24 protein-coding genes are annotated in these 26,732 nt (G+C 45.0%); 10 read left to right on the top strand and 14 right to left on the bottom strand.

Annotation, left to right across the window (positions count from 1 at the left end; genetic code table 11):
- Positions 1 to 174: 174 nt before the first annotated feature.
- The 7 genes from gabD to DFR44_RS04705 form a co-directional block, all read right to left on the bottom strand.
- Positions 175 to 1,629, bottom strand: a complete 1,455-nt coding sequence (gene gabD, locus DFR44_RS04735) for an NADP-dependent succinate-semialdehyde dehydrogenase (RefSeq protein WP_133619561.1) — start codon at positions 1,627 to 1,629, stop codon at positions 175 to 177.
- Between the two features lie 173 nt (positions 1,630 to 1,802).
- Complete coding sequence (locus DFR44_RS04730; protein ID WP_133619560.1) at positions 1,803 to 2,777, bottom strand: 5-oxoprolinase subunit C family protein; 975 nt, start codon at positions 2,775 to 2,777, stop codon at positions 1,803 to 1,805.
- A complete protein-coding gene (locus DFR44_RS04725) occupies positions 2,767 to 3,651 on the bottom strand; it encodes a 5-oxoprolinase subunit B family protein (protein ID WP_133619559.1) in 885 nt (294 codons plus the stop codon). The genes DFR44_RS04730 and DFR44_RS04725 overlap by 11 nt, the downstream gene beginning before the upstream one ends.
- Positions 3,648 to 5,027: an acetyl-CoA carboxylase biotin carboxylase subunit gene (locus tag DFR44_RS04720; protein ID WP_133619558.1), complete on the bottom strand. Its 1,380-nt coding sequence runs from the start codon at positions 5,025 to 5,027 to the stop codon at positions 3,648 to 3,650. The genes DFR44_RS04725 and DFR44_RS04720 overlap by 4 nt, the downstream gene beginning before the upstream one ends.
- Positions 5,024 to 5,275 (bottom strand): acetyl-CoA carboxylase, encoded by a 252-nt coding sequence (locus DFR44_RS04715; protein WP_133619557.1) that lies wholly within the window; start codon positions 5,273 to 5,275, stop codon positions 5,024 to 5,026. The genes DFR44_RS04720 and DFR44_RS04715 overlap by 4 nt, the downstream gene beginning before the upstream one ends.
- A 92-nt stretch (positions 5,276 to 5,367) precedes the next feature.
- Complete coding sequence (locus tag DFR44_RS04710; RefSeq protein WP_133619556.1) at positions 5,368 to 6,720, bottom strand: purine-cytosine permease family protein; 1,353 nt, start codon at positions 6,718 to 6,720, stop codon at positions 5,368 to 5,370.
- A 64-nt stretch (positions 6,721 to 6,784) separates the two neighbouring features.
- Positions 6,785 to 7,549 (bottom strand): 5-oxoprolinase subunit PxpA, encoded by a 765-nt coding sequence (locus DFR44_RS04705; RefSeq protein WP_133619555.1) that lies wholly within the window; start codon positions 7,547 to 7,549, stop codon positions 6,785 to 6,787.
- Between the two features lie 158 nt (positions 7,550 to 7,707).
- Here DFR44_RS04705 and DFR44_RS04700 point away from each other — a divergent pair, with 158 nt between their 5' ends.
- On the top strand, positions 7,708 to 8,616 hold the full coding sequence (locus tag DFR44_RS04700; RefSeq protein WP_133619554.1) for a LysR family transcriptional regulator: 909 nt from the start codon (positions 7,708 to 7,710) through the stop codon (positions 8,614 to 8,616).
- Between the two features lie 95 nt (positions 8,617 to 8,711).
- Here DFR44_RS04700 and gabT read toward each other — a convergent pair whose 3' ends face one another.
- Positions 8,712 to 9,989 carry a 4-aminobutyrate--2-oxoglutarate transaminase gene (gene gabT / locus DFR44_RS04695; protein WP_133619553.1) on the bottom strand — a complete coding sequence of 426 codons (1,278 nt, stop codon included), beginning with the start codon at positions 9,987 to 9,989 and terminating at the stop codon, positions 8,712 to 8,714.
- A 345-nt stretch (positions 9,990 to 10,334) separates the two neighbouring features.
- Here gabT and DFR44_RS04690 point away from each other — a divergent pair, with 345 nt between their 5' ends.
- From DFR44_RS04690 to DFR44_RS04650, 9 genes are all read left to right on the top strand, one after another.
- On the top strand, positions 10,335 to 11,447 hold the full coding sequence (locus tag DFR44_RS04690) for a CaiB/BaiF CoA transferase family protein (protein WP_133619552.1): 1,113 nt from the start codon (positions 10,335 to 10,337) through the stop codon (positions 11,445 to 11,447).
- A 156-nt stretch (positions 11,448 to 11,603) separates the two neighbouring features.
- Complete coding sequence (locus DFR44_RS04685) at positions 11,604 to 12,380, top strand: bestrophin-like domain (RefSeq protein WP_133619551.1); 777 nt, start codon at positions 11,604 to 11,606, stop codon at positions 12,378 to 12,380.
- Between the two features lie 383 nt (positions 12,381 to 12,763).
- The gene (locus tag DFR44_RS04680; protein WP_133619550.1) at positions 12,764 to 13,570 is read left to right on the top strand and encodes a sulfite exporter TauE/SafE family protein; all 807 of its coding nucleotides are present in this window, start codon (positions 12,764 to 12,766) and stop codon (positions 13,568 to 13,570) included.
- Positions 13,567 to 15,822, top strand: a complete 2,256-nt coding sequence (locus tag DFR44_RS04675; RefSeq protein ID WP_133619549.1) for a patatin-like phospholipase family protein — start codon at positions 13,567 to 13,569, stop codon at positions 15,820 to 15,822. Before DFR44_RS04680 ends, DFR44_RS04675 begins: the two co-directional genes overlap by 4 nt.
- Before the next feature lie 23 nt (positions 15,823 to 15,845).
- The gene (locus DFR44_RS04670; RefSeq protein WP_133619548.1) at positions 15,846 to 17,021 is read left to right on the top strand and encodes a YjgN family protein; all 1,176 of its coding nucleotides are present in this window, start codon (positions 15,846 to 15,848) and stop codon (positions 17,019 to 17,021) included.
- A 5-nt stretch (positions 17,022 to 17,026) separates the two neighbouring features.
- A complete protein-coding gene (locus tag DFR44_RS04665) occupies positions 17,027 to 18,112 on the top strand; it encodes a M48 family metallopeptidase (RefSeq protein WP_162845163.1) in 1,086 nt (361 codons plus the stop codon).
- Between the two features lie 53 nt (positions 18,113 to 18,165).
- Positions 18,166 to 19,011, top strand: a complete 846-nt coding sequence (gene pyrF, locus DFR44_RS04660; protein WP_133619546.1) for an orotidine-5'-phosphate decarboxylase — start codon at positions 18,166 to 18,168, stop codon at positions 19,009 to 19,011.
- A gap of 149 nt (positions 19,012 to 19,160) precedes the next feature.
- Positions 19,161 to 19,787 carry a DUF47 domain-containing protein gene (locus tag DFR44_RS04655; RefSeq protein WP_133619545.1) on the top strand — a complete coding sequence of 209 codons (627 nt, stop codon included), beginning with the start codon at positions 19,161 to 19,163 and terminating at the stop codon, positions 19,785 to 19,787.
- A 45-nt stretch (positions 19,788 to 19,832) separates the two neighbouring features.
- Positions 19,833 to 20,840: an inorganic phosphate transporter gene (locus DFR44_RS04650; RefSeq protein ID WP_133619544.1), complete on the top strand. Its 1,008-nt coding sequence runs from the start codon at positions 19,833 to 19,835 to the stop codon at positions 20,838 to 20,840.
- A 120-nt stretch (positions 20,841 to 20,960) separates the two neighbouring features.
- On the opposite strand, the gene DFR44_RS04645 is transcribed toward DFR44_RS04650, so the two are convergent.
- The 6 genes from DFR44_RS04645 to glyQ form a co-directional block, all read right to left on the bottom strand.
- On the bottom strand, positions 20,961 to 22,343 hold the full coding sequence (locus tag DFR44_RS04645) for a DEAD/DEAH box helicase (protein ID WP_133619543.1): 1,383 nt from the start codon (positions 22,341 to 22,343) through the stop codon (positions 20,961 to 20,963).
- 200 nt (positions 22,344 to 22,543) lie between these two features.
- Positions 22,544 to 23,437, bottom strand: coding sequence for a sterol desaturase family protein (locus DFR44_RS04640; protein WP_133619542.1), 894 nt, complete (start codon positions 23,435 to 23,437; stop codon positions 22,544 to 22,546).
- Between the two features lie 63 nt (positions 23,438 to 23,500).
- On the bottom strand, positions 23,501 to 24,382 hold the full coding sequence (locus DFR44_RS04635; protein ID WP_133619541.1) for a hypothetical protein: 882 nt from the start codon (positions 24,380 to 24,382) through the stop codon (positions 23,501 to 23,503).
- A gap of 28 nt (positions 24,383 to 24,410) precedes the next feature.
- Positions 24,411 to 24,686 carry a sulfurtransferase TusA family protein gene (locus tag DFR44_RS04630; protein WP_246012049.1) on the bottom strand — a complete coding sequence of 92 codons (276 nt, stop codon included), beginning with the start codon at positions 24,684 to 24,686 and terminating at the stop codon, positions 24,411 to 24,413.
- A gap of 104 nt (positions 24,687 to 24,790) precedes the next feature.
- On the bottom strand, positions 24,791 to 25,699 hold the full coding sequence (locus DFR44_RS04625; RefSeq protein WP_162845162.1) for a DMT family transporter: 909 nt from the start codon (positions 25,697 to 25,699) through the stop codon (positions 24,791 to 24,793).
- Positions 25,700 to 25,760: 61 nt separating this feature from the next.
- Positions 25,761 to 26,720, bottom strand: a complete 960-nt coding sequence (gene glyQ, locus DFR44_RS04620) for a glycine--tRNA ligase subunit alpha (protein ID WP_133619539.1) — start codon at positions 26,718 to 26,720, stop codon at positions 25,761 to 25,763.
- Between the last annotated feature and the right edge of the window lie 12 nt (positions 26,721 to 26,732).

The raw sequence follows: 26,732 nt of genomic DNA, 5'->3' as shown, positions 1-26,732 counted from the left end.
ATATAAAATAATTTTAAGTATATTTTAAATACATAATAAGAAAAATACTTGTGCTTGAAAAAATAGCACTGAAAACAATGGCATTTAAAATAATAAAATCTGCAACACTGCTATAAATACAAAAAAGGCGGTATAAACCGCCTTTTTAAGTGACTCAATTTTAATTGTTACAAACTACTTGTCCAAACCTGCCAAACATGTGTATTTAATCACTGTGTAATCTTCGATACCGTATTTAGAACCTTCGCGGCCTAAACCAGATTGTTTGACACCACCGAATGGAGCGATTTCAGTTGAAATTAAGCCTGAGTTGACGCCAACCATGCCATATTCCAAAGCTTCAGACACTCGGAATATACGACCAATGTCACGGCTATAAAAATACGATGCCAAACCAAACTCAGTATCATTGGCGTACTTAATCACTTCTTCTTCGGTTGAAAAACGGAACAATGGCGCCATAGGCCCAAAAGTTTCTTCTTTGGCAACGGCCATGTTTTGGGTCACCCCAGTCAAAATAGTGGGTTCAAAGAATGAGTGTCCAAGGGCGTGACGCTTACCCCCAAGAAGAACTTTTGCCCCTTTGGAAACGGCATCTGCAATATGCTCCTCTACCTTTTCCATGGCTTTTACATCAATCATTGGCCCTTGGGTGACACCATCTTCAACGCCATTACCCACTTTGAGTTTACCAACGGCGATTGCAAGCTTTTCGGCGAAAGCGTCGTACACACCGTCTTGCACATAAAGGCGGTTGGCGCAAACACAGGTTTGACCTGCATTGCGGTATTTAGAGGCAATGGCCCCCTCAACCGCCGCATCTAAATCAGCATCGTCAAAGACAATAAACGGTGCATTACCACCGAGTTCCATTGAGGCTTTTTTGATACTGGGCGCACATTGCTCCATCAAAACGCGCCCTACTTCAGTTGAGCCAGTGAACGTCAGTTTACGAACCACTGGATTTGAAGTAAATTCTGCACCAATGACGCGTGATTTTCCTGTGATGACTTGGAATACGCCAGCAGGCACGCCAGCACGGTGCGCCAATTCAGCCATGGCTAAAGCGGAAAAAGGCGTCAAATCCGCAGGGCGAACAATCATTGGACAGCCAGCTGCCAAGGCTGGTGCTGCTTTACGGGTAATCATCGCGTTGGGGAAGTTCCAAGGCGTAATGGCAACGCAAACACCAATTGGCTCTTTCGTCACCATCAAGCGACGATCGGCCATATGAGATGGAATGTTTTCACCATAGATGCGTTTTCCTTCTTCCGCAAACCAATCTATATATGATGCGCCGTAAGCAATTTCACCTTTGGCTTCAGCCAACGGTTTACCTTGTTCAGCGGTCAAAATCAAAGCGAGGTCATCTTGATTTTCCATCATCAAGTTATACCATTTGCGCAGAATAGCTCCGCGTTCTTTGGCGGTCTTTTTACGCCATGCTGGCCACGCCGCATTTGCATCGGCAATGGCTTTAGCCGTTTCAGCTTGACCTAAATGTGGAATTGTACCAATCACCTCGCCTGTCGCTGGATTAGTGACATCTATGGTTTCTTTACCCGAAACCCATTCGCCATTCAAATAGCATTGTTGTTTAAGTAAACTGGGATCCTTGAGGTTGAGCATATTGAATTCCTAATATTTTTTAATCACTGTAAATAAATCTTGACGTTTAAAACACTAAGGGGCGATTCTACCGTATTAATGAACAATATGCTCTAGCCACTTTGTGACAAATCTGACCTACACTTGCCTTTTGGATTGTTTTATCCCCTCGCCTACTCAGTGGCATTTTTAGCTTAGAGTTTAAGCTTTTGTATTTGCCTTAAACATTCATGGCGTGCTTGACGCGCTTTTAATGCCTCCTCAAGAGTAACCTCAACAAAGTTGACTTTTGTGTTTGGTGGCATCTGTCCAACTAAATCCATATCAGCACTAATGACAGCCCCCACCATCATATAGCCACCGCCAGAAACAGCGTCACGATGTAAAATAATAGGCTCTTGACCTGAGGGAACTTGGATGGAGCCAATTGGATAGCACGCATCCACAATATTAGATGGGTCATCACCTGCACCAAAAGGCGGCGTACGTGGTTTGAACTCAAGGGGTGAACCGCCTTTCAGTCGATAGCCTATCCGATCCGCCTCTGAGCTGACCATCCATGTCTCTGACAAAAATTGTTGTAGCGACTCTGACTTGACCCGATGGCTATAGATACCCAACATCACTCGCAGACTGTATTGTTTTTTGAGTGGTGTGCGTAATATTTCAGGCAACTGTTTATCCAAAACAGGCTGTACGTTTGGTTCGCCAATTGACAAAACATCTCCCGCACGCAAAGGACGACCTTCTACACCACCCAATGCACCCAGCACATAGGTTGAACGACTGCCAAGCGCAAGCGGCACATCAATTCCGCCCGCAAAGGCGATGTAGGCGCGAGCACCTGCTAAAGCAAAGCCAAAAGACAAAACCTGCCCTTTTTTAATCAGCAGCACTTGGTTCAAACTTTGCTCAACGCCATCAATTTTGGGCTGCATCTGCGCTCCAGTGATGGCAACACACATATCGTGTTGAAAGCGTAACTCAGGCCCCATCAAGGCACACTCAAGAACAGCTGCGTTATCGTCATTACCCAGCAGCGCATTGGCGGCTCTAAACGATATTTGATCCATGGCACCCGATGGCGGAATACCTAAATGATAGTGGCCTTGGCGACCTTGGTCTTGGATGGTGGTCATTAAACCGGGTTTAATCACTTCAATCGACATAAAGCGCCTCCAAAAGTTGTTGTGGATAAGCAATCGGTTCTTGTTCAAACGCATTGAGCGAGAAAGTCACTGGTTTTGACTTGAGTCGATAACTGTTGTTGGATAACTCAACCAAAATCTGGTCGTACTCTGTGCGAGTGATGGGTTTATATTTAACAATATCTCCTGGCTTGAAAAAAATCATGAACTCAGATAAATGCGTCACTCTCTGCTTAGGGTCATAAATCGGCAGCGGTGTCACGCCAAACATTTGATAGCCGCCCGCGCCGCGAACGGAGTAGATGCAACTGAAGCAGCCACCATGACCGACGGTGTGTTTGGGCGTATCCGTACGTGGGCGAAGGTATTTGGGAACTTGGATTTGTTTTTGTTGCTCCACCATTTGAAACATAAACGGTAAACCTGCCACAAAACCGACCATTGAAACAAACCAAGGGGTTTGCGAGTGCGCACTGATAAAATCGGCGACATCCTTAAAACCATTGATACGAGTCGCATATTCAATGTCAGTTGAGCTCGGGTCTTGGTGACGCTCGCGAAAGCGCATTAAGGTTTCATGCGTCCAAGGGTCGTTATATAACACTGGAATTTCAACAATGCGCGTATCTAAACACATGTCTTGTTCACCCAAACCCGCTTCAATATCTTTAAGTACACTGATGATATGCTGAACCGACAGCATATCTGGGTCGAATCGAATTTGAAACGAAGCATTGGCGGGACAAATCTCAGTAATCCCCAAAAGATTTTTCTCACGCAAAGCACGGGTCATCATCATGCCTTTAAAAAAGGACTTGAGCGACATCGCTTCTGATAGTTCAACAAATAGATGCTCGTCACCACCCAACGAGTAACGTGTGGCTTGTATGCTCATGATGCCTCCTTTTGCGATGCGGATGAACAATGATTCATCCATTGCTCAACCCAAACCGTATGAAAATCATTTTTTTGCACGTCATTGACCGACAAAAGCGATTTGAAAAAAGGTAATGTCGTGTGTACGCCTGCCACTTTAATTTCATCTAAGGCACGATGAAGACGCGCTAAAGCTGATGGACGGTCTTCAGCCCAAATAATAAGCTTGCCAATCAATGAATCATAATATGGCGGAATTGTATAACCGCTGTAAGCCATCGAATCGATGCGCACCCCTGCCCCCAAAGGCCAGACCACTTCGGTTAATGTCCCAGGCGAAGGCATGAAATTGTTGTCTGGATTCTCCGCATTGATGCGGATTTCAATTGCATGACCTCGCATCTGAATGTCATTTTGCTGGTAAGGCAACGCATGTCCTTGCGCGATAAGCAACATGGCTTTAATTAAATCAACCCCACAAATCTCTTCTGTAATGGTATGTTCGACCTGAATGCGCGTGTTCATTTCAATAAAGAAAAACTCTTGCGTGTCCACGTCATATAGATACTCCAAAGTCCCTGCGCTTTTGTATTTGACCTTTTTAGCCAACTTAACCGCGGACTCCAGTAGTTTTTGTCGTGTTTCTTCAGACAATATTTGCGCAGGTGCCTCTTCCCAAATTTTTTGGCGACGACGTTGCAATGAACAATCGCGTTCAAACAAATGCACCGCATTGTCACCATCACCTAAAATTTGCACTTCAATATGGCGAGCTCGGGCAATATAACGTTCCAAATACACCCCAGCATCACCAAATGCAGCCAGTGCTTCTTGCTGTGACTGCGGAATTTGTGCTTGCAACTCATCCGCATTATAAGCCACACGAATGCCCCGCCCACCGCCGCCTGCAGCCGCTTTTATCAGAATAGGGTAGCCCACATCATTTGCTGCGGCCAGTGCCGCCTCTATCGTCTGAACCAAACCATCGCTGCCAGGGACAACAGGCACACCTGCTTTTTTAGCCGTTTCAATCGCTTGCGCTTTATTGCCCATTTGGGCGATGAGCTCGTGCTGCGGCCCCACAAAAATCAGATTCGCTTCAACCACTTTGCGAGCAAAATCGGCATTTTCTGACAAAAAACCATAACCTGGATGAATCGCATCTGCGCCAGCATCCAAGGCCGCTTGAATAATTAAATCTTGATTTAAATAACTTTTCTTGGCATGAGGCGCACCCAAATTGACCGCCTCATCCGCCCATTTCACGGGCAAAGAGGTTTCATCGGCACTGCTATGTGCCACCACGCACGTCATGCCCATTTCTTTGGCTGAGCGCAAAATGCGTAATGCAATTTCGCCACGAGCACAAATTAATAATTTTTTTATCTCCCTCATGCCGAGACCTCAATGCGAAATAATACCTCGCCCACATCAACAGGCTCATCATTTTCTACGCACACCTCAATCACTATACCTGCGTGCTCACTGGTGATTTGATTGAACATTTTCATCACTTCAACCAAACCAACAACATCCCCAGCTTTAATCTCTTGCCCTACCAAAACAAACGGTGCAGCAGTTGGTGACTCTTTTTGATAAAACGTACCCGGAAGCGGGCTTAAAATCTCATAAATTTTGCTCATAATGACTCATCCTTATATTAATAAAAAACACTTTGCGAGCCAGTAGTGAATACTGCACTACAAACAACCCGCAAAGCGATAAAGCGCACGGATTACTCAACAGTCGCAAACCATTCGCGATGTGCGATTTGCAACATACCGTAATAAACCCCCACAGAAAAAAGGAAAGTCGCAACAGGTGCATAAGCCGCCCCGATGCCCGTCAATGTCATTAACAAGCCCATGCCTGAACCAATAAACCAAGCCGCTAAACCGCAAGGATTAAAATTAGGCACTTGATTTGAGTGATAAGGCAATGCCCCATCAAACAACTGGTCATAACGCTTTGACAGAATGTGCGTCAACGCCACCCCAACCCAAGCCGTGACAAAAATGCCTTGATAATTTAAAGCAGTCAAAATGTAACTGAACACATCGGTCGAGCGCATCATGACAAGCACGACCACACCAACGAGTATCGCCCACATCCATTTTTTGAGAGAAACACCAAGCAGCTTTTCAAAAAAAGCCTGCATATTCACTGTTGCTAAGTAGAAATTGGCACTGTTGATACGAGTTTGCGTGACCCAAACAAACAACAAAGCCAAACCGCCACCTAAGACCACAATCAATTGATCAACCACACCCGTTTCAGACACGGTCGCCAACTGACCTGATGTGATAAGGAAAATGCCTACCAAACCATTAATCAAAAAAGTCATCACGTAAAACGGCATGCCAAAATTAATTCGCGCATGATATTCAGTATCTTGTTTTGCACCAAAACGAGCAAAATCAAACGTAAACATCATCAGAATCCACACGCCCATGTATGCAATAAATACAGAAATCCAGCCATAAGAAGCCGCCCCACCTTGAGGCTCAAAACTCAGCCAATCGTTGCTATAGCCATACGTACCGACAGTCATGACAACCGCTAAAAGTAAGCCAAAGATATAAAACGGCAACAAAAAACCATTCAGCTTGTCCAACCAATGCTGCACACTGCCAAAAACCAGTGGGACGCTGTATAGAACAACCAGCACACATGCCCATTCATAGGATAAATTTGGAATCACTTTATTGGCCGCGACAGCAATCACTGAGCCTTCAAATACAGCGTAATAAATCGCTGTTAAAAAGAAAATAAGGGTGGCCAATAAAGCCCCAACCTTGCCAAATAAAATACGTGAAAATAGAGATACCGACAAACCCGTTTTAATTGCGTAGCGGGTCAAAACTGAATTAATCAAACCGTAAGCAACAACCGACAACAACATCCCAATAATCGTATTTTGAGTGCCAAAATTTATTGCTAAAGTAGCGGCCAAGAAAATATAAAACAACGCACTGCACACGCCCCACCACGCCATCGTGAGAGATGAGCGACTAGAACGCATGTCATCTGGAATCGCCAATGTTGCCACATCAACATCTTCTACAACATTCGGTATATTTGCAGCCATAATATGTCTCCTTTATAAATTTTTATGAGTTGCTACTGTACGGATTACACTCCTCAAAAATTGCTCATGCAAAAGATTGAACAGAAATACCCGCTTGATCGAGTTGCTTCCGAGTGTCTTGCATCAAAGCCAACGCGCCTTCCGTGTCACTATGGATACAAATGGACTCAAACTCAATTGAGATGGTATTGCCTTGAACCGTGTTCACAGTACCTTCAAGACACGCTTGCATGACCTTATCCGCAACATTTTTAGACGATAGCGAACCGACTCGACGAGTAAAAACAATACTGCCGCTGTCATCATAATCACGGTCCGCATAAAACTCGCGAATGACTGGATGCCCCTTAGCCCGAGCCATGCGTTCTATCACTGAACCCGCCATAACCAAAATGGGCAAACGGTCATCAATGCGATGCAATGTATCAACCAAGAGTTCAGCAAAGGCCTCATCCACCGCAGCGTGCATATACAACGCCCCGTGCAACTTAAAATGTTGCAGCGTTAAACCATGTAGATTCACAAACTCTCGTACTGCTCCCAATTGGTAAATTGTGTCGTTAACTAACTCTTGCGCACTGGCGCGTATGTGACGACGGCCAAAACCAAGTAAATCCCTGAAACCTGGGTGAACGCCAACGCCAAGGCCATGTTGCTTAGCCTGAATAATCGTATGATGAATAATATTCGGGTCGCCCGCATGAAATCCCGCCGCCAAATTGATTGAACTGACCAAAGGCATAATCTCTAAGTCAATGTCATCACCAATCCGCCACATGCCTAAGCCCTCGCCCATATCACAATTGATGTCTATATGTGTCTTACTCACAAGGTCTCCTATAAAAGTAAAATTAAAGAACAATTTAGATTTTTTGCAACTTTAACAAGCGACATCAATATAGTAAAGACGTATATTTTAATAACTCAATATCTGTTTTTTTGATAATATACTTAGAGCAGACTTAAACCACATCAATGGGACTCCATATGAGCTTTTCGATTCGTCAACTTAAATATTTTGTCGTTACCGCAGAACTTGGGCAAATTTCACAAGCAGCAAAAGAGCTGTGCATTTCTCAATCAGCCATCACAACAGCGATTAAAGAAGTCGAACATTATTTAAGACAAGATTTATTTATACGCAGTTCAAAAGGCGTATCTTTGACAGAAGCAGGTCAATTATTTTTGCCTAAAGCCCGACAGATTTTAGTCATGATAGATGAAACAACACGCTTACCCCTATCCGCTGCAGCGGTGGAGGGCGTGTTAAGGGTCGGGGTCACTTACACCGTGATAGGCTATTTTTTACCGCATCACATCCAACGTTTAACGCAACTGCATCCGAATCTAAAAATCGAAGTCTATGAACTGGATCGCAAGTCAATCGAAACCAAACTGCTCAATGATAAACTCGATTTTGGGGTACTGCTCACCTCAAATTTGAGCAACGAAACACTTCGTTATGAAACGTTTATCAATTCGACACGCCGATTATGGGTTTCAAGTCACCATGAACTACTTAGTGCAGCCAAAGTTTCTCTTAAAGATTTACAAAAGTATCCATACATCATGCTGACAGTCGATGAGGCAGAACAAACAGTATTGAAATACTGGGGAGAGGAGCAACCCAATGTGCAGTACCGCACGTCATCCATTGAAGCCATTCGCAGTATGGTCGCGAATGATAATGGCATTGCCATCTTGTCAGATATGGTTTACCGACCTTGGTCTTTGGAAGGAAAACGAATAGAAACCATTACCCTTCAAGAAAAAGTGCCCCCAATGGAGGTGGGGTTAGTCTGGAAAGGTGATGTGAAAAAAACCGTGCAAATGGAGGCTTTTTATGATTATTTTCATTCTATTTTTTGCACACCACTTTTCACAAAAACATCTTGAAGTCTTCAATAAAAGACAATTGTATTGATGCTGTAATAAAAAAACAGGCTCCTGAGCATGCGCACAAGAGCCTGTTTTATTACCGTTTTTAAAAATTATGCTTTAGCCGCATCACGCAAAACACTTTCTAAAATACCCATGCCTTCATCAAACACATTGTCTTGAATCGTCAATGGGAACAAGAAGCGAATCACGTTGGCATAAGTGCCACAAGACAACAACAATAAACCTTTGTTTAAAGCAGCAATACGCACTTTTTGCGTAAATTCTGGCGAAGGCAAGCCTGTTGCTGGGTCAACAAACTCAACGGCATTCATTGCGCCAGGGCCACGCACATCAGAAATTTGAGGCACGTCTTTACGAATCTCATTTAAACGAGCTTTAATTTTTTCACCCAAAACATTGGCACGATCAAGCAAGTTTTCAGAGTCAATAATATCAAGTACAGCATGCGCAGAAGCAATCGCCAACGCATTACCTGCGTAAGTACCACCCAAGCCGCCTGGAGCTGGCGCATCCATAATCTCAGCACGACCACACACACCCGATAACGGCATACCACCAGCCAAGCTCTTCGCAAACGTAATCAAATCAGCGTGTACGTCGTAGTGTTCCATTGCAAACATTTTACCCGTGCGACCAAAACCTGTTTGCACTTCATCCGCTATCAACAAAATACCATGTTCGTCGCAAATCTTGCGCAACTCACGCATGAACTCAACAGGGGCTTGATAGAAACCACCCTCACCTTGTACGGGTTCAAGAATAATCGCCGCGACTCGCGTTGGCTCAATATCCGCTTTAAATAAGTTGTGAATCGCTTTGAGCGAGTCGTGCACAGACACGCCATGCAACTCCACTGGAAATGGCGCGTGATAAATTTCAGATGGGAATGGGCCGAAACCAATTTTGTAAGGCGCAACTTTACCCGTCAAAGCCATGCCCATCATGGTGCGCCCATGAAAACCGCCTGTAAAGGCAATCACGCCCGCACGTTTGGTCGCGGCACGCGCAATTTTAATTGCATTTTCAACGGCTTCCGCACCTGTTGTGAAGAAAGCGGTTTTCTTGGCATGCATACCAGGCGTGCGGTCATTGATTTTTTCAGCCAATGACACATAGCCTTCGTAAGGGACAATTTGGTACGCCGTGTGAGTAAAACTATCCAACTGCGCTTTAATCGCCGCTACTTGTTTAGGATGACGATGTCCAGTATTAATCACGGCAATACCACCGCCAAAATCAATGAAACGGCGACCTTCAACGTCCCAAATTTCAGAATTTTCGGCACGAGCCGCGTAAAAATCGGTCATGACACCAACGCCGCGAGGCGTAGCCGCATTTTTCCGAGTTTGTAAATCAGCGTTTGACATAATGACATCCTTTTGAAGTGAAATAGAGTTTATAAATAAGTTAACGTCGCGCAAAAAACATGAAACATTTATGTTCAACAGGATTTTAAGCACATTCAACGTTGATTTTGAGTAATTTGAATCATTATAACCATATTTTTTTAGAACAATTTAACGTAATTTAGTGTTTTTTTATAAAAGAAAAGGAGGAATACCCTGCCTAAAATCAACACAAAAAAACTTTCATATTATCTGTGTCAACCTTGTAAGCTCTTGTAAGCAGCCCCCAAAGCTGTTTTTTAAAATTACACCCATATCACCATCGCTCAGGTATGATTGTCGGCATCAAAAAACTGGAGTCCTTTTATGCCTTCTGCACTTGCCCACCTCAAAGTCATCGACCTCTCACGCATCCTTGCAGGTCCTTTCGCCAGTCAAACCTTGGGCGATATGGGCGCGCAAGTCATTAAAATTGAACATCCTGCGGGTGATGATACCCGTCAATGGGGTCCCCCGTTTGTTGAACGCTCAGATGGCTCAAAAGATGCGGCTTATTATTTTTGCTGCAACCGCAACAAAAAAAATATCTGTTTAGACTTCACCCAAACAAGCGACCGAGAAACCTTGCTTCAACTGATTAATGACGCAGATGTATTAATAGAAAATTACAAGGTCGGCGGCTTGCGTAAATATGGACTTGATTATGAATCCATAAAGCACATCAACCCCAGCATCATTTATTGTTCTATTACTGGTTTTGGCCAAACAGGCCCCTATAAAGATCGCCCAGGTTATGATGCCTTAATACAGGGCATGGGTGGACTGATGAGTATCACTGGCGAAGCCGATGGCCCCCCACAAAAAGTAGGGGTCGCGGTCGTGGACTTGATGACAGGAATGTATGCCACAACAGCGATTTTAGCCGCTCTAAACTATAGAGACCAAACAGGTGTTGGGCAACACATCGACCTTGCTTTGCTTGACGTACAAGCCGCAATGCTCGCCAATCAAGCCTCAACCTATTTACTCAGCGGTGTAGTCCCTATGCGTAAAGGCAGCGCACACCCAAGCATTGCCCCCTACGAACCCATTCAAGTTGCTGACGGTTACATCATGCTTGCAATTGGCAATGACAAGCAATTTTCGGCTTTATGTGCTGCGGCTGGCTGTGAAAAAATAGCTCTGGATGACAAATTTTCAACCAATGCAGCACGAGTCAACCACCGTCGCGAGCTTGAAGGTGAACTCAAAACTTATATGATGTGCAAAACCATTGATGAGTGGATTGCACTTGGAGCGCAGCACGGCTTTCCTTGCGGTCCCATTAATACCATTGACCGTGTGTTCGATGATGCACAACTCCAGTCACGGAATATGTTGATATCTACCGAAGACGGCTCTCGTTTGGTCGCTAATCCTATTAAATTTTCTGAAACGCCCATTGTGCATTACACGACACCGCCCACCTTAAAACCGTAAATGCCATTTAGAGACCATTTAAAACCATTAACTTCGCTGAGATTAAAGATAGATGAGTTTAAATATTCATCTTGACGCTCACATCAAACAACCTTATACATACCAAAAAAGGTTAGAATGAGCGGCTTAAAATGTGTGTGTTTTTTGGAGAATTTGATGAATATTACGACTTACGTGACGCTGTTGTGCGTGCCGATTTTTTTTGGAATGATGCTTTGCTTTCATTGGGCTCGAATTTTAGGCAAAAGGCGGATTGAACAGACGGGTCATCCTGGTTTGGATTCCGATATTATGGTGGGTGCCGTCTTTGGTTTACTGGGGCTACTCATTGCTTTTTCTTTCTCTGGCGCATATTCACGTTACGAAGTCCGTCGACAAATTATCTTAGAAGAAACCAATGCCATTGGCACGGCTTATCTGCGTGTCGATTTGTTACCCGAACAGGCTCAACCTGAAGTCAGGGTTCTATTTAGAAAGTACACAGAATCACGCGCACGATTTTATGACGACCTGGCGAATGATGTACAAAAAGCATCGGACAACTTGGTCGAGACCGCTCAACTACAACAAGCCATTTGGACGGCCTCGGTTCAAAACACGGGGGGTACAGACAATAACGCCGCACGCATGCTGCTATTGCCTGCTTTAAATAATATGATAGACATCGTCACCACTCGCACTTTGGCGGTCCAAACCCACCCGCCGTCTTTAATTTTTATCAGCTTGGGCGTTTTGGCTTTGATATGTGCTTGGTTCGCTGGCTATGCAGCACGCGCTTCGGATAGACCTTTGACGTTCTACAGTTTGTCGTTTGCGTTGGTCATCTCATTTATGTTGTTCGTGATTTTAGACATTGAGTTTCCAGCCCATGGGTTCATCAATCTTAACGAGGTCAATGCCCTCTTATATAACTTAGCAGGCAGCATGCATTAAAAATGCTGAAACCATGTCAAACCTGTAGACATGGTTTCAGTTTTTAGAAGTCGTTTTGTGTATCAAAAGGTTCCTACTCCTCGCTATTATTGGTACAATGACGACGTTTCCTGCGCCATTCGCGATTTTACAGCCCTTACTCTTGACCCTATAAGCAACATTTAGCTGTGAAACATCATCAAGCAGGCGTGAGCGTCTCTCTGTCAGATGAACCCAATGCTTGATTGCTTGCAGCGCTCTTGAACCGCGCGGTTCAAGAGTACGGCTTAACGAATGGGGTGGGAAACGCTTTTTATTTTCCCCCACACTTATCATGCACACACGTGCATTTTTTTATGCCTCAAGCCTAAACCTTGATAAAACGAACACAAAGCGAGAACAACATGGATTTAATTTGGCTGGCTTACCCGATACTTGGCTGTTTCGTTGGTTTTTTAGCGGGCTTATTGGGTGTGGGCGGTGGCTTGGTGACCGTACCGTTATTGACTTTGATTTTACAAGCACAAGGCATTCATCATCCCGATTTGCACAAAATCGCATTGGCAAGCTCGACCACAACCATCGCATTCACTGCTTTTTCGAGCATGCGTTCACATGCGGCTCATCAAAACGTTCGCTGGGACATTGTGAAACACATTTTGCCAGGCATTATTTTAGGAACGTTTATCGGTGCTTATTTGGTGCATATTTTGCCCGTATCACCGTTACGCGCCGTGTTCGCGATGTTCGCCTTTTATACGGCGTACAATATGCTCAGCAGTCGTTTGCCTAAACCTTCGCGCACTTTACCTCGTAGCCCTGCATTGTTTGGCGTCGGCAATGCAGTCGGGATTTTGTCGACACTCATTTCCGCTGGGGGCGGCTTTATCTCTGTACCGTTTATGATATGGTGCAATGTGCCGACACGCTTAGCAATTGGCACTTCTGCAGCATTAGGCTTCCCAATTGCATTATTTGCGGTTGTCGGCTATCTGCTCACCGCCGACTCGGCTGTGAGCTTACCACCTCACACGTTCGCTTATATTTATTTTCCAGCAGTGCTGGGTATTGCCATGACCAGCATGCTGGTTGCGCCGATAGGTGCAAAAATAGCCCAACGCTGGGATGTGGCCGTGTTAAAAAAAATCTTTGCCTGTCTGCTCATCGTTTTGGGGATTCAGATGGTTTATAAAATGGGAACAGGGACATGAAATCAAGTGCCACGCGCCGTGCCTCCATACTGAGCTTATTGATAGTCGCATCTTTCGCCGCTCTGCCCGCGCACGCAAAAGATATTCCGCTACAACCATCTGCCGCACCCGTTCAGCAAGAAAAAATCGGCTTGGTGCTTTCAGGTGGCGGTGCGCGTGGTTTGGCTCATATTGGCGTGATTAAAGCCCTTGAGGCGCAGCATATTCCAATTGACTTCATCACAGGCACCAGTGCAGGCGCATTAATTGGCGGTATGTATGCCAGCGGCATGTCGATAAGCGAAATTGAAAATAAAATAAAATCAATGGATTTAGGTGACATTGCGTTTGCAAAAGCCGAGCGGCGTGAACAAACCCAAGTCACTCGCAACCTAGATTACAAAGGCAGTACCATTGCCGACATCAGTATTACCAATAGTGGTGCCGTGGCGTTTCCCCAATCGGTGTCAAACGGCACAAAAGCCGAAGAAGTCTTGCGAGACCTACTCAAGGACCACCCCTATGATGCTGACTTTGACAAGTTGCCCATTCCTTTTCGTGCCGTCGCAGCTGACTTAGCCACAGGCAAGGCCGTTGTTCTAAAAAACGGGCAGCTGGCTCAAGCCTTACGCGCCAGTATGTCCATTCCTGCGGTATTTCCGCCTGTCGAAATGAATGGACGGTTACTGGTAGACGGCATGATTGACCGTAATATGCCCGTTGACGTTGCCAAACAAATGGGGGCAACGCGCATCATCGCGGTTGATGTGGGCTCAGGCTTAGTGCCCAAAGACAGGCTCAACAGCGTATTGGGTGTATCTGAGCAAATGCTCGCGCTACTGGTTCAACGCAATATGGACGAACAAATCGCCCTGCTCTCATCGAAAGACATTCTCATTCGCCCACAAATGGGCGACATCGGCAGCCTAGAGTTCAATCGTGGCATGGAGGCGGCACAAGCAGGCTTTAACACCACTCAAACAATGACGAAACAGCTGGCGTCGTTCGCCGTACCGAACGATGTGTATCAAAATCTGATGGCGAAGCATCAACCTCAAGTCATGCCCGCCGTAAAGGTTGACTTTATCCGTGTACAAACCAATGGATTGGCCAGCCCAGCCTCTTTGCGCACACAGATTCAAATGCAAGAGGGACAGAACTTTGACCTTAATACGGTGAATCAAGACATCGCACGCATCATGAGTTCAGGGCGAATCAGCAACGTCGCATACGAAGTCCAAAAATTAGGCGAACACAATGAATTGGTTTACTTCGTTAAGGAAAAAGACATCGCCCAAAATGCGGTTCGTGCGGGCATAGAGGTGGTCAGCAATGGGTTATCCGACCAACAGTTTTCTTTGAACTTATCGCATCGTCGTGTTTGGCTCAACAGCTTAGGGGGGGAATGGCGCAGTCACGCCACTATAGGTAAAACCACCAGCTTTGACACCCAGCTCAACCAGCCTTTAAGTCATGCAGACACCGTGTTCGTGCGTCCTTATGCCAAAGTGTCTAATGAAAAACGCCCCGCTTACCTGAATGGTAGCCAAGTCAGTACCGAATACACCACTCATCATCAGACCTATGGGATTTTATTCGGTACACCAATTAACCGCATTGGCGAGTGGGGGCTGGGCTTATCTTATCGACGCGCCAGCCTATCAGGCAACATCAGTGCGTTACAAGCTGGGGCTGCAACCAAAATGGCACATACGACTGTGGATGCCCAATTGACCATTGACCAGTTAGATGATGTGTACATCCCGACCAGCGGCTATTTCTTCAAGGCTTTTGCCCATGTTTCTCCAACAAAAGCAGACAACGAAAAACGTTACGTTCAAGCGGGAGTTTTAGGCTTGTACGCAAAACGGTTTAATAACCATTCCATTGCATTCTCAATGGAAGCCACAGGACAAAGCAGCGACACTTCGCCCTACCTTTCACCGTTTGGGCTTGGCGGCTATCAACATTTATCAGGATATGCGCAAAATCAATTTGTTGGAAATAGAACCTTGTTTGGCAGCCTCACTTATCGTTTCAACACCCCTTGGCGCGTTTTAAACAATCCACTCATTGTCGGTGCGTCGCTTGAATCTGGTGCAGTATGGGCCAATGAGCCACTTGAAAATAGCGGCCTAAAATACTCAGGCAGTTTATTCGGTGCATTACAAACCCCTATTGGCCCTGCCCAACTGGGATTCAGCCTCACTAGACAAGGCAATGCCCGTTTGTATTTTTACTTGGGTAAAACTTTCACAGAAAACTCTTACTAAAATCAAATAAATTTGAAATTAATATGCATTCAACAACAGAAACAACCTCTGCAAACGCCCCAGCAACCGAGGCATCAACCGAATATGCCTCTGAACCCATAAGCACTTTACACAAGGCTTTGGATGGTAAACCAGACGATTGGCAGAGTGACCAACCCGTTAAGCCATTGCGCTTTACTTTTTCAGGCCGAGGACGAGATTACTTGTCTTTATGGCTCATCAACTGGATTTTTACCATTGCCACGTTGGGTATTTATTCGGCATGGGCCAAAGTCCGACGACTGCAATACGTGCATCAAAATACCCAATTAGCGGGCTATGCTTTTGGTTTCCATGGCGAGGCTCAAAAAATCTTAATAGGCCGCATCATTGGCATCGGCTTGATTATGCTTTCCAACAGCATGAATTGGATAAGCACTGAGCTCACGGGAACTTTCACTTTATGTCTTATTCTGATGTTTCCTTGGTTGTATCGCTCAAGCATTCGGTTCTATACTCGAAACACGAGCTATCGGAATATTCGCTTTAAATTCACGGGCACCTCTAAACGCATTTACGGCATTTATGTCACCAATATTTTGCTACTGCTGTTTACGTTGGGTTTTGCTTTTCCCTACACCGTATACCGCTTGCGCCGCTATCGTGTGAACAACTCCAATTGGGGGCATAACTCATTTAACTTTAGCAGCTCAACAGGCGCTTTTTTTCGCATATACATCTTAAGCTTCATCACTACAATTTTAATTTTAGCTGGTGTCGGTATTGCAGTTTTCTTTTCAGCAACATCTGCTATAGAGAAAATTGCTGAGGGAATCAACAATGAGAATGAAAATATTTACTTTATTTTTGTAGGCTTATATGCATTGTTTATTTATGCGGTGTATATGGTGGCTCACCTTCTGACACAAGATATGATTTATAAAGAATCATGGAATCACATCAATATTGGCCCAACGCGATTTTCATGTGACTTATCCATTCCTCGCTTATATTTAATTCGCATCGGCTGCTTTTTAGCCAGCATTGCAACATTAGGGATATTCATTCCATTTGCACACATGATTATCACAAAACATCGCATCGAAAGCATTAGCGTCATCCCCTCTCATGATTTTGACGTGATGCAAGCCATTTTAGACGAAGACACAACCCGTTCGGCTGAAGTCGCTGACATGTTTGACATTGACATTGGATGGTAAAAATTATGGCACGTATTGAATTTTATGACGGTACATCCGCACTTGCTCATCAAGCACAACTCTCTGTCATCAATGGTCAACTCATCATCCACGCTAACGAGCAGATGTTTACCATTCACTCGACAGACATTAACCCGACCCTTTCCACGCCCAATGGTCGACGTTTCATTCACTTGCCAAACAATATGGCATTGGAGTTTCACGACAATGCCGATGCCGAACGCATACTCGACGCTCTAAACACACCGCATCTTAAAAACATGCGCTGGTTTGACCGCCATTACCGCAGCTGGGGTTTTCTCCTTGGTAGTTTTTTGGTTTTTATAGGACTAATCGCAAGCCTATATGTTTTTGCCCTCCCCGCCGCTGCGAACTACATTTCAACTCGCTTACCCAGCCATATTCTCGACGACATCAGCAAAGAAGCCTTGGCACAAATGGAAAGCGATGGCGATTTGCTTCCATCCAAACTGTCAAAAGCCCGTCAAGCGGAGTTACTGAACAAATTTAATGCGCTTAAAAAACCAGATACTGATATTCCATTCACCCTGCATTTTTTCAGCTCGCCCGACACAGGCCCCAACGCCTTCGCCCTACCCTCTGGCGATGTGGTGTTGTTGGATGAATTGGTAAACATCACAACCAACGATGACCAAACCATGGGCGTACTTGCCCATGAACTCGGTCACGTTGCTCACCGCCACAGCATGCGCAATATCATACAAAGCAGCATTGTCAGTTTTGCCATCGCCAACTGGTTAGGCGACTATGGCAACACAATCGCCAATTTTGGAGCCGCCACTCTTCTTTCAGGTAAATACTCGCGCGATTTTGAGCGCGACGCTGACAACTATGCAATTTATATGATGAAAATCAACCAAATGTCCCCCGCCGAATTGGCCGATTTTTTCGTTATTTTGGATAGTGAACTATCTAAAAAAGCCAATCCAAATGAATCGGCCGACACCAATACACAACCCACAGCCGCGGCCAAACCAAACAAAAGTTTAAATATAGGCAATTTATTTGACGACCATCCGCCCACGCAAGAACGCATTGCGAACTTTCGCCAAGCAGCAAATACAAACTAATCAACAAAAAACAAACATCAAAACACCAACGACTCCATCGAATAACACTAATCATGAACACAACTCGCCCAAACTTCATCGACCAACTCCATAATGCTTGGCACACTCAAAACAGCCTGCTCTGCGTCGGCATCGACCCCGATATAACTAAAATGCCCGCTCCACTACGCGACATGCCCGCTGAACGTGCATTCTTCGAGTTTGGTCAAGCCATCATTGACGCAACTGCACCCTACGCCTGCAGTTTCAAACCACAAATCGCTTATTTTTCTGCTCACCATGCGGAAGATGCACTACAAGAACTCATCGCATACAGCCATAAACACCATCCTCATATTCCCGTCATCCTAGATGCCAAACGCGGCGACATTGGCAGCACCGCCGCGCAATACGCCATAGAAGCCTTTGAGCGTTTTAAAGCAGATGCCGTCACTGTCAATCCATACATGGGGTTCGATTCAGTTGAACCTTATTTGGCATATAGCGACAAAGGTGTCATTGTGCTGTGCCGTACCTCCAACCCTGGTGGCAGTGATTTACAATTTCTGAATGTTGACATCAACGGCCAAAGCAAACCCTTGTATCAACACGTCGCGCATTTGGTCGCAAACCAATGGAACGCAACGGGTCAATGCGCCCTCGTCGTCGGTGCAACCTTTCCAAATGAAATTAAACAGGTACGCGATATTGTGGGCGATATGCCTTTACTCATTCCCGGTATCGGCGCACAAGGCGGAGACCTTGCCGCAACTCTAGCGGCTGGCTTAAACGCCCGTGGAACGGGTGTAATGATTAACTCATCTCGAGCAATTATTTATGCCTCAAATGACGAGCATTTTGCACAAGCCGCTGCACAAGCCGCCCAAGAAACGACAATTGAGATAAATCGTCTTAAGTAAGCCCTATCACGTGTGTGAGCGTAAAAGCCCTTTTTCACCGTATGCTTCATGACCATTTCATCATTTTGTAATAATAGTGTAGTAAAATATTGCGGTTCAGGATTTTACTGACATCATTTTAATTTTCGCCCATATACAAAGGACGCATCATGTTCAATCGACTCATGCCCAAAGAAGGCAAATTTTTTGATTTGTTTAACCAACACGCTGAATTATTGGTCACCACTTCAAAAGAAGTTGTCAATTTATTCAACGACTTGGGTAACGCTGAACGTCACATGACAGCCATTAAAGAAAATGAAAAACGTGCTGATCGCATCACTTACGAAACAGTAGACTTGCTACACAAAACATTCATCACCCCGCTTGACCGTGACGACATGCTCAAATTGACCACGACAATGGATGACGTGATTGACTTGATGGAAGATGTTGCTGAAACAGTATCTCTGTACTATGTGACCAATAGCACAGAAGAAGCCAAACAATTAGCCGCCATCGGTGTCGCATGCTGTGAGCGCGTACGCTCAGCAGTTGCTTTACTCGAGAACATGAAAAATGCAGGTGCGATGCTCAAAATTTTGTCTGAAGTAGAACGTCTTGAGTCTGACGGCGACCGCATTTTGCGCAGTGCCATGTCAAAACTATTCCGCGAAGAAGAGGACGTTAAGGCTCTGATTAAATACAAAGCCGTGTATGAATTGCTCGAATCAATCACCGATAAATGCGAAGATGTGGCCAACATCATTCAAGGCATTGTGGTTGAAAATGCTTAATTCTCAAGTAGTTAACATCAATATTCAATTTTACAGGCGTTAATTATGGGAACTTTGCAAATCAGCATGAATGTGGTGATTATTTTGGTCATCCTTGCTTTGATTTTTGACTTCATGAATGGTTTTCACGACTCGGCGAACTCAATCGCCACCGTCGTTTCTACGGGCGTTCTGAAGCCACAACACGCGGTTTTGATGGCCGCGGCATTTAACTTCATCGCGTTTTATGTGTTGCCGCACACCGTGGCTGCCTCCATCGGTAAAGGCATTATTGTCGGTTCAGTTGTAGACCAGTACGTTATTTTTGGTGCACTGGCAGGTGCGATTATATGGAATGTGGTGACGTGGTACTTTGGCATTCCATCTTCATCATCACACGCTTTGATGGGTGGTTTAATTGGCGCCGCGGTCGCAAAAGCTGGTGTGGGTGCGTTATTAAGTGAAAAAATCATTCAAACAGTTTTGTTCATATTTATTGCTCCAGCAATGGGCTTTTTACTTGGTTCCCTTTTGATGTTACTCGTGTCATGGCTGTTTTACCGCAGCTCTCCTGCGCGTGTTGACCGCTGGTTCCGTCGTTTACAATTGGTTTCAGCAGCGGCTTACAGCTTAGGGCATGGCGGTAATGATGCACAAAAAACCATGGGTATCATCTGGTTGTTACTCATTGCAAGTGGCATTATCGGTCAAAATGACGCCTTGCCATCTTGGGTTGGCTACACATGTTTTAGTGCCATTGCTTTAGGTACGCTGTTTGGTGGTTGGCGCATCGTCAAAACCATGGGGCAAAAACTAACCAAGCTCAAACCTGTTGGTGGATTTTGTGCTGAAACAGCGGGTGCTGTCACTTTATTTACAGCGACCGCAATGGGCGTACCTGTATCGACCACTCACACCATTACAGGCGCGATTGTAGGTGTCGGTTCAACTCACCGCTTCTCTTCTGTCCGTTGGGGTTTAGCAGGTAATATCGTTTGGGCATGGATTCTCACCATTCCAGCTTCAGCATTTATCGCTGCGGTGTCTTGGTGGATTGGAACAAAGTTGTTTTAAGTAGTGACAAAAAGTAAGTATTTGGTTTAAAAATACAGATGTAAACAACACAATGCAGCCATATGGCTGCATTGTTCGTTTTAAGATAAATAAGGTGACAAAAAAAATTTATTCACCGTTTTAATGACCACGCCCTCCTGAGCGGCGCGGTGCAGATGTTTTTCCATTGCCGTTGCTATGATGACGCTGCCCAGATGCATTGAAGCCACCTCCGCCAGCCGCCTTGGGTCGAGCTGTCGTTTTATGAGCCGAGTGAGTATTACAGGCAGTCAAGTCTTTTGATTGAGACTTGACTGCGGGTTTAGGCGCATTATGCGCTTGGCCACCTCGCCCTTGACGCGGCTTCTGCAACGGTTCAGGTTTGACCGTTAAATCAGGTTCAAAACCTGCAATCACTTGGCGTGGCAATTCTCGTTTAATCAGTTTTTCGATGTCTTTGAGCAGCTTCAACTCATCAACACACACCAATGAAACGGCTTCACCTGTAGCACCCGCGCGCCCTGTTCGACCAATCCGATGCACATAATCTTCTGGAACATTGGGTAAATCAAAATTAACCACATGAGGCAGCTGGTCAATATCAATACCCCGTGCTGCAATATCTGTGGCAACCAACACCTGTAGTTTATTGTCTTTAAACTCGCTCAAAGCCTTGGTGCGTGCGCTTTGACTTTTGTTTCCATGAATCGCCATTGCACTAATGCCGCTTTTATCAAGCTGTTCAGCCAATCGATTCGCGCCGTGTTTGGTACGGGTAAACACCAAGACCTGAAACCAATTATTGGTTTTAATTAAATGTTCAAGTACCTGACGCTTTTTATCACGGTCAACAGGGTAAACCGTTTGTGCAATCACCTCAACCGTAGAGTTTCGTCGCGCCACCTCAATCATGGCAGGCTTATCAAGCAAATTGTCAGCCAGCGCTTTAATTTCATCTGAGAATGTCGCTGAAAACAATAGATTTTGACGTTTGCTAGGCAACATCTTCAAAATACGCTTGATATCATGGATAAAGCCCATATCCAACATACGATCAGCCTCATCAAGCACTAAAATTTCGATTTTTGATAAGTCAATATGACCTTGGTTGTGGTGGTCAATTAAGCGGCCAGGTGTCGCAACTAAAATATCCACGCCTTTTTTAAGTTGTGCGATTTGTGGATTGAGTCCAACCCCACCGAACATGACCATACTTTTTAATGGTAGATATTTGCCATAAACTTCTACATTTTCGAATACTTGCGCAGCAAGCTCGCGGGTGGGAGCCAAAATAAGCGCCCGAGGTTTTTGACTTTTACCAGAGATAGTGGTTGAGAGCTTCTGCAATAATGGCAAAACAAAACCTGCTGTTTTACCTGTGCCTGTTTGTGCGCCCGCCAATAAGTCACCACCTGCAAGCACTGCGGGAATGGCTTGCGCCTGAATCGGTGTGGGCGAATCATAGCCATGCTCGGTGATGGCGCGCACGATGGTATCGGCAAGGCCGAGTTCTTTAAATTTCATTGTGTTCTTTAAAATATTGTAATGAATGAAGACAGGTTCATCACCTGTCTCAACAACAGCATCAGTGCTGTATTTCTTTCAGTTTGAGATGCCCGCCATGTGAAACACATTGTCAGTCACGAGCAGTGAGGTGTTACTAAGTTTGAAATGATGCGGGGACTGAATCTAGCATCAAGTCTATCATTGTAACAGAATAATGCTCACAACCGCGCCAACCATTGCGCTTGCATCTGTTTGCTGGTTTGTTTATGTCCATCATGACTCCAGCCTGGTGGGCCAAAAATATATTTTGCGCGCTGATACCAGGTTAAATTGGCTTGTCTCACATCTTGCACAATGGACTTGAACTCATGAAAAATCAAATTGGCTACATAGCGTTTTTCCACATCATGTACCAAACCGTAGTGAATCGGTTGAACATCTGTCCCTTCAGGGGTAAATGTCCCAAAAGCTTTATCCCAAAAAATAAACAACATGCCCATATTTTTATCCAAATACGGTACGTTTGAAGCGTGATGTACACGGTGATGCGAGGGCGTTACCAATATTTTTTCTAAAAAACCCATTTTATCAACCACACGGGTATGAATTAAATTGCCATAAATTTGCGTCGCAGCATACACGAACATGATGTGCAAGGGGGTAAAGCCCAGCAAAGCGATTGGAACAAAATATACGAAGCGGTATAAAGGCTGGAACACCGATGAGCGAAAGCCCGTACTCAAATTAAAGTACATCGAGTTATGATGCGTGACATGCACAGCCCAGAGCAGGCGAACCCGATGGTCCATGTAGTGTTGCACATAATAAGCAAAGTCTTGCAGCAACACTAACAGTCCCCAGTACAACCACGGGTTGCTCATTTCAAAAACACGGTGCGAATATGCCCAAGTCAACACGCCAAAAGACACCAGTTTCATCAGCATGTCTAAACTGATATTGCACAGAGCAAAAACCACACTGGTCAACGTGTCCTTGGTCTGATACAGCCTCAACTGCATGGCACTTGAAAATATCACTTCTGCTGCAATAAACAACACAAAAAAAGGCACGCTGTACTGATACAACACCTCTTGCTTAAGCCATTCTGGCATGTTCAACTCCAATAAAAATCCGCTCATTACCTTTCGGATTTGAGCGGATTATGTTTTACTTTGTTATGCTTTGGGAGGCTCTTTGTCCACAACCTCGTTTTTCGAGTCATCCACCTTGTTTTGTTCGGCGTTTTCAGGGGATGCTGGAGCCGCGTCCATCATATTATTTGTCGCAGCAGGTGTGCTCGGTGCAGGCGCAATTGGGTTATGCGCTTTATTACGCTTGACCAAATACAACACCGCACCAACCAACAGGGCGATAGATAACAAAATGAAGATTATCTTAAAAATAAAACGACTCTTTGTTAATTTACTGGTGATGAGATAAGTATCCTTTCCCGCGACATCAATAAAATTAATAGCAACTGTATTCTCTTTAATGTCCTTGGCAGCCACCCCATCAATTGTCAACACATCCGCAGGCATGGTGACATTCATAGCCAGCACCATTCCCATTTGCTTATATGTCGCCGCTTGATCAGCCGCTACAGGCACTAAACCTCGCTGCAACACCATACTGGCTGCGTCGGCTTCTGTCGTTTCATTTTTAGCTGGATTCAAATCAGCAATCGTTTTAAACAATTGCACGGCATCAACAGACATTTGATTTTTATCTTTATCCACATTGATGCCATGAGCAGCATCACCCGTGAACTCACCTGAAACGACAAATTTACCTGGAGCAAGGTCTTTACACTTGAGCTCTTTGGTCAGTTTTTCATTCATTTTGTCGCAACTTAAATTCTTTGCAACCTCTGCACCGTCCTTACTTATTTGTTGTAGGGTCGGTAAAATTTTACTCATATCATACGTGGTGCTAAATGACACCTTGCTATCACTCGCAATTTTCGCATCAGATTTGATTTCAACGCACGCCGACAGTGCCGTTACGGTCACCACGGCTATTGCCCATTTACCCCAAAGCCACACATTTGCCTTTTTCATTCACAGTCCCTTGTATCTAAAATCTCTATCATTCATCTATACGGCGCACAATATAATGCACCATATATTCATTTTTTTGTACTTGCGCTTTGAGTACATGCCCCGTCTGTTTTGCAAACTGAGCCAAATCAGTCACCGCAGCTTTATCCGTCGTCAAAACCTTAAGCAGCTGCCCGCCCGACATTTTAGCCAATGCTTTTTTAGTCCTCAAAATGGGCAATGGGCAATTTAAACCGCACACATCTTCGGTGTGCGCCACCATTTTGTCCAGTTCAGCCAAAGCCAACTCATCCAACACCTGCATATTTTATCCTTATTTTGATAAGTTCATCATAAAAATAGAACGAACACCATGCAATAACTTATATTAAAACAAGCCCATTATGCGCAAAAAACCATTTACTACAATCATTTTTTGATTAAAGCCAACAACAATCCGAAACAGACCACAAGCATGCCCACCATCTGATAGAACTTAACGGTTTCACCCACCAAAAACACCGCCCAAATAATAGTAAACACGGGAATCAAATTAATATAATAGCCCGCACGAATGGCCCCCACGTATTTCACGCCAAAGTTCCAAAAAAACGTTGCAGCAATGGATGCAAAAATAGCCATATACCCAATTTGCCAAGCAACAGCAGACCAAGGAACATCAATCGAGACTGAACCTCCAAAGGCCACATTCATTGTCAGCCATAACAAAGTTCCAAGACAACCCAGCGTAAAAAAAACCTGCATAAACGCAAATGGATGCACGCGCGGCACAAAGCGTAAAAAGACCGTGTACAAGCTGTATGACAGCACACCCGCAAACACATACACATCGCCAAGATGCACGTTCAAGCTCGCCAAAGCCAACCAATCACCACGAAGCGCAATTTGTAAAACACCCAACATCGAAATCAAAGCACCAAACCATTGCCAAGCAGTGATGCGCTCGCGCAATAACAGCGCGGTTAAAGCACCAAACACAGCGGGGGTGGTTGCTAAAATCAGCGAAGCATTCACAATACTCGTGCTGCGCAGCCCAAGATACAAAAACGAGTTATAACCCACTGCCCCCGTCAATGCAAAACCCAGCATGTGCCAACGGTGTTTAAATAAAATATCCCAATCGCGTTTGACATAAGCCCATGAAAACGGCGCAAACAATACAGCTGCCAAGCCCCAACGCAACGTATTGAGCAACAAAGGCGGAACGTGAATAACCGTGAACTTGCCCAAGACAGTGTTGCCAGACCAAAATAATGGCGGCAACACCAACGCCCATAAAGCCAAGCGTAATTTATTGTTATTATTCTGATGGGTCATAGAATTTAAGCCCGCCATTTAAGCGGGACACTAGGGCAAGAACGATTACAAAAGGCTGAGATTACGCCACTTTCTCAATTGGAGTTGGCTTCATGGGAAAACCTAAGGCCTCACGTGACTCATAATAGGCCTGCGCGACCAAGCGCGACAAGTTACGGATGCGGCCAATATACGCGGCTCGTTCTGTCACTGAAATGGCACCGCGGGCATCGAGTAAGTTGAAAGTATGCGCCGCTTTAAGCACCTGCTCATAGGCAGGTAAAGCCAATTTACCAGCCCCTTCAATGGCCTCATTGCTGTCAGGATTCACCCCCATCAACACCTTAGCTTCGCGTTCATATTCAGAAAAATGGCGGAACAGCACTTCGGCATTTGACTTCTCAAAATTGTAAGTTGACTGTTCGACCTCATTTTGGTGGAACACATCACCATAAGTTAGCTCATGCACGACACCATTTTCTTCCCAGCGTGTCCAAATCAAATCGTACACATTTTCAACTTGCTGCAGATACATGGCCAAGCGTTCGATACCGTAAGTAATCTCGCCTAAGACAGGTTTACAATCAATGCCACCGACCTGTTGAAAGTAAGTGAACTGCGTCACTTCCATACCGTTGAGCCACACTTCCCAACCCAAGCCCCAAGCACCTAATGTCGGATTTTCCCAGTCATCCTCAACAAAACGCACATCATTGGTTTCTAAATCCAGCCCCAAAGCCTTAAGTGAACCTAAATACAAATCCAAAATATTTTCAGGTGCTGGTTTGAGTACGACTTGGTATTGATAATAATGCTGCATGCGGTTGGGGTTTTCACCATAACGCCCATCTTTGGGGCGGCGAGATGGTTGAACATAAGCCGCGCGCCAATGCTCTGGGCCTATCGCTCGCAAAAAAGTAGCCGTGTGGCTCGTGCCTGCACCGACTTCTAAATCATATGGTTGCAACAAAGCGCAACCTTGTGCACTCCAATAATTTTGCAACGTTAATATTGTGTCTTGAAAAGTTAAAACCGCTGACATAAAGCTCTTTCC

The sequence above is a fragment of the Hydromonas duriensis genome (assembly GCF_004363775.1).
Taxonomy (GTDB): domain Bacteria; phylum Pseudomonadota; class Gammaproteobacteria; order Burkholderiales; family Burkholderiaceae; genus Hydromonas; species Hydromonas duriensis.
The sequence above is the reverse complement of the archived record's forward strand: the minus strand, read 5'-3'. Positions and strand labels throughout refer to the sequence as shown.

Coding starts and splice junctions, on each gene's coding strand:
- DFR44_RS04680 (WP_133619550.1), top strand. CDS start 12,764: ATGGATTTAATTTGGCTGGCTTACCCGATACTTGGCTGTTTCGTTGGT.
- DFR44_RS04700 (WP_133619554.1), top strand. CDS start 7,708: ATGAGCTTTTCGATTCGTCAACTTAAATATTTTGTCGTTACCGCAGAA.
- glyQ (WP_133619539.1), bottom strand. CDS start 26,720: ATGTCAGCGGTTTTAACTTTTCAAGACACAATATTAACGTTGCAAAAT.
- DFR44_RS04710 (WP_133619556.1), bottom strand. CDS start 6,720: ATGGCTGCAAATATACCGAATGTTGTAGAAGATGTTGATGTGGCAACA.
- DFR44_RS04670 (WP_133619548.1), top strand. CDS start 15,846: ATGCATTCAACAACAGAAACAACCTCTGCAAACGCCCCAGCAACCGAG.
- DFR44_RS04635 (WP_133619541.1), bottom strand. CDS start 24,382: ATGAAAAAGGCAAATGTGTGGCTTTGGGGTAAATGGGCAATAGCCGTG.
- DFR44_RS04715 (WP_133619557.1), bottom strand. CDS start 5,275: ATGAGCAAAATTTATGAGATTTTAAGCCCGCTTCCGGGTACGTTTTAT.
- DFR44_RS04720 (WP_133619558.1), bottom strand. CDS start 5,027: ATGAGGGAGATAAAAAAATTATTAATTTGTGCTCGTGGCGAAATTGCA.
- DFR44_RS04640 (WP_133619542.1), bottom strand. CDS start 23,437: ATGCCAGAATGGCTTAAGCAAGAGGTGTTGTATCAGTACAGCGTGCCT.
- DFR44_RS04725 (WP_133619559.1), bottom strand. CDS start 3,651: ATGAGCATACAAGCCACACGTTACTCGTTGGGTGGTGACGAGCATCTA.
- DFR44_RS04685 (WP_133619551.1), top strand. CDS start 11,604: ATGAATATTACGACTTACGTGACGCTGTTGTGCGTGCCGATTTTTTTT.
- DFR44_RS04645 (WP_133619543.1), bottom strand. CDS start 22,343: ATGAAATTTAAAGAACTCGGCCTTGCCGATACCATCGTGCGCGCCATC.
- pyrF (WP_133619546.1), top strand. CDS start 18,166: ATGAACACAACTCGCCCAAACTTCATCGACCAACTCCATAATGCTTGG.
- DFR44_RS04675 (WP_133619549.1), top strand. CDS start 13,567: ATGAAATCAAGTGCCACGCGCCGTGCCTCCATACTGAGCTTATTGATA.
- DFR44_RS04655 (WP_133619545.1), top strand. CDS start 19,161: ATGTTCAATCGACTCATGCCCAAAGAAGGCAAATTTTTTGATTTGTTT.
- gabT (WP_133619553.1), bottom strand. CDS start 9,989: ATGTCAAACGCTGATTTACAAACTCGGAAAAATGCGGCTACGCCTCGC.
- DFR44_RS04690 (WP_133619552.1), top strand. CDS start 10,335: ATGCCTTCTGCACTTGCCCACCTCAAAGTCATCGACCTCTCACGCATC.
- DFR44_RS04730 (WP_133619560.1), bottom strand. CDS start 2,777: ATGTCGATTGAAGTGATTAAACCCGGTTTAATGACCACCATCCAAGAC.
- gabD (WP_133619561.1), bottom strand. CDS start 1,629: ATGCTCAACCTCAAGGATCCCAGTTTACTTAAACAACAATGCTATTTG.
- DFR44_RS04625 (WP_162845162.1), bottom strand. CDS start 25,699: ATGACCCATCAGAATAATAACAATAAATTACGCTTGGCTTTATGGGCG.
- DFR44_RS04650 (WP_133619544.1), top strand. CDS start 19,833: ATGGGAACTTTGCAAATCAGCATGAATGTGGTGATTATTTTGGTCATC.
- DFR44_RS04630 (WP_246012049.1), bottom strand. CDS start 24,686: ATGCAGGTGTTGGATGAGTTGGCTTTGGCTGAACTGGACAAAATGGTG.
- DFR44_RS04665 (WP_162845163.1), top strand. CDS start 17,027: ATGGCACGTATTGAATTTTATGACGGTACATCCGCACTTGCTCATCAA.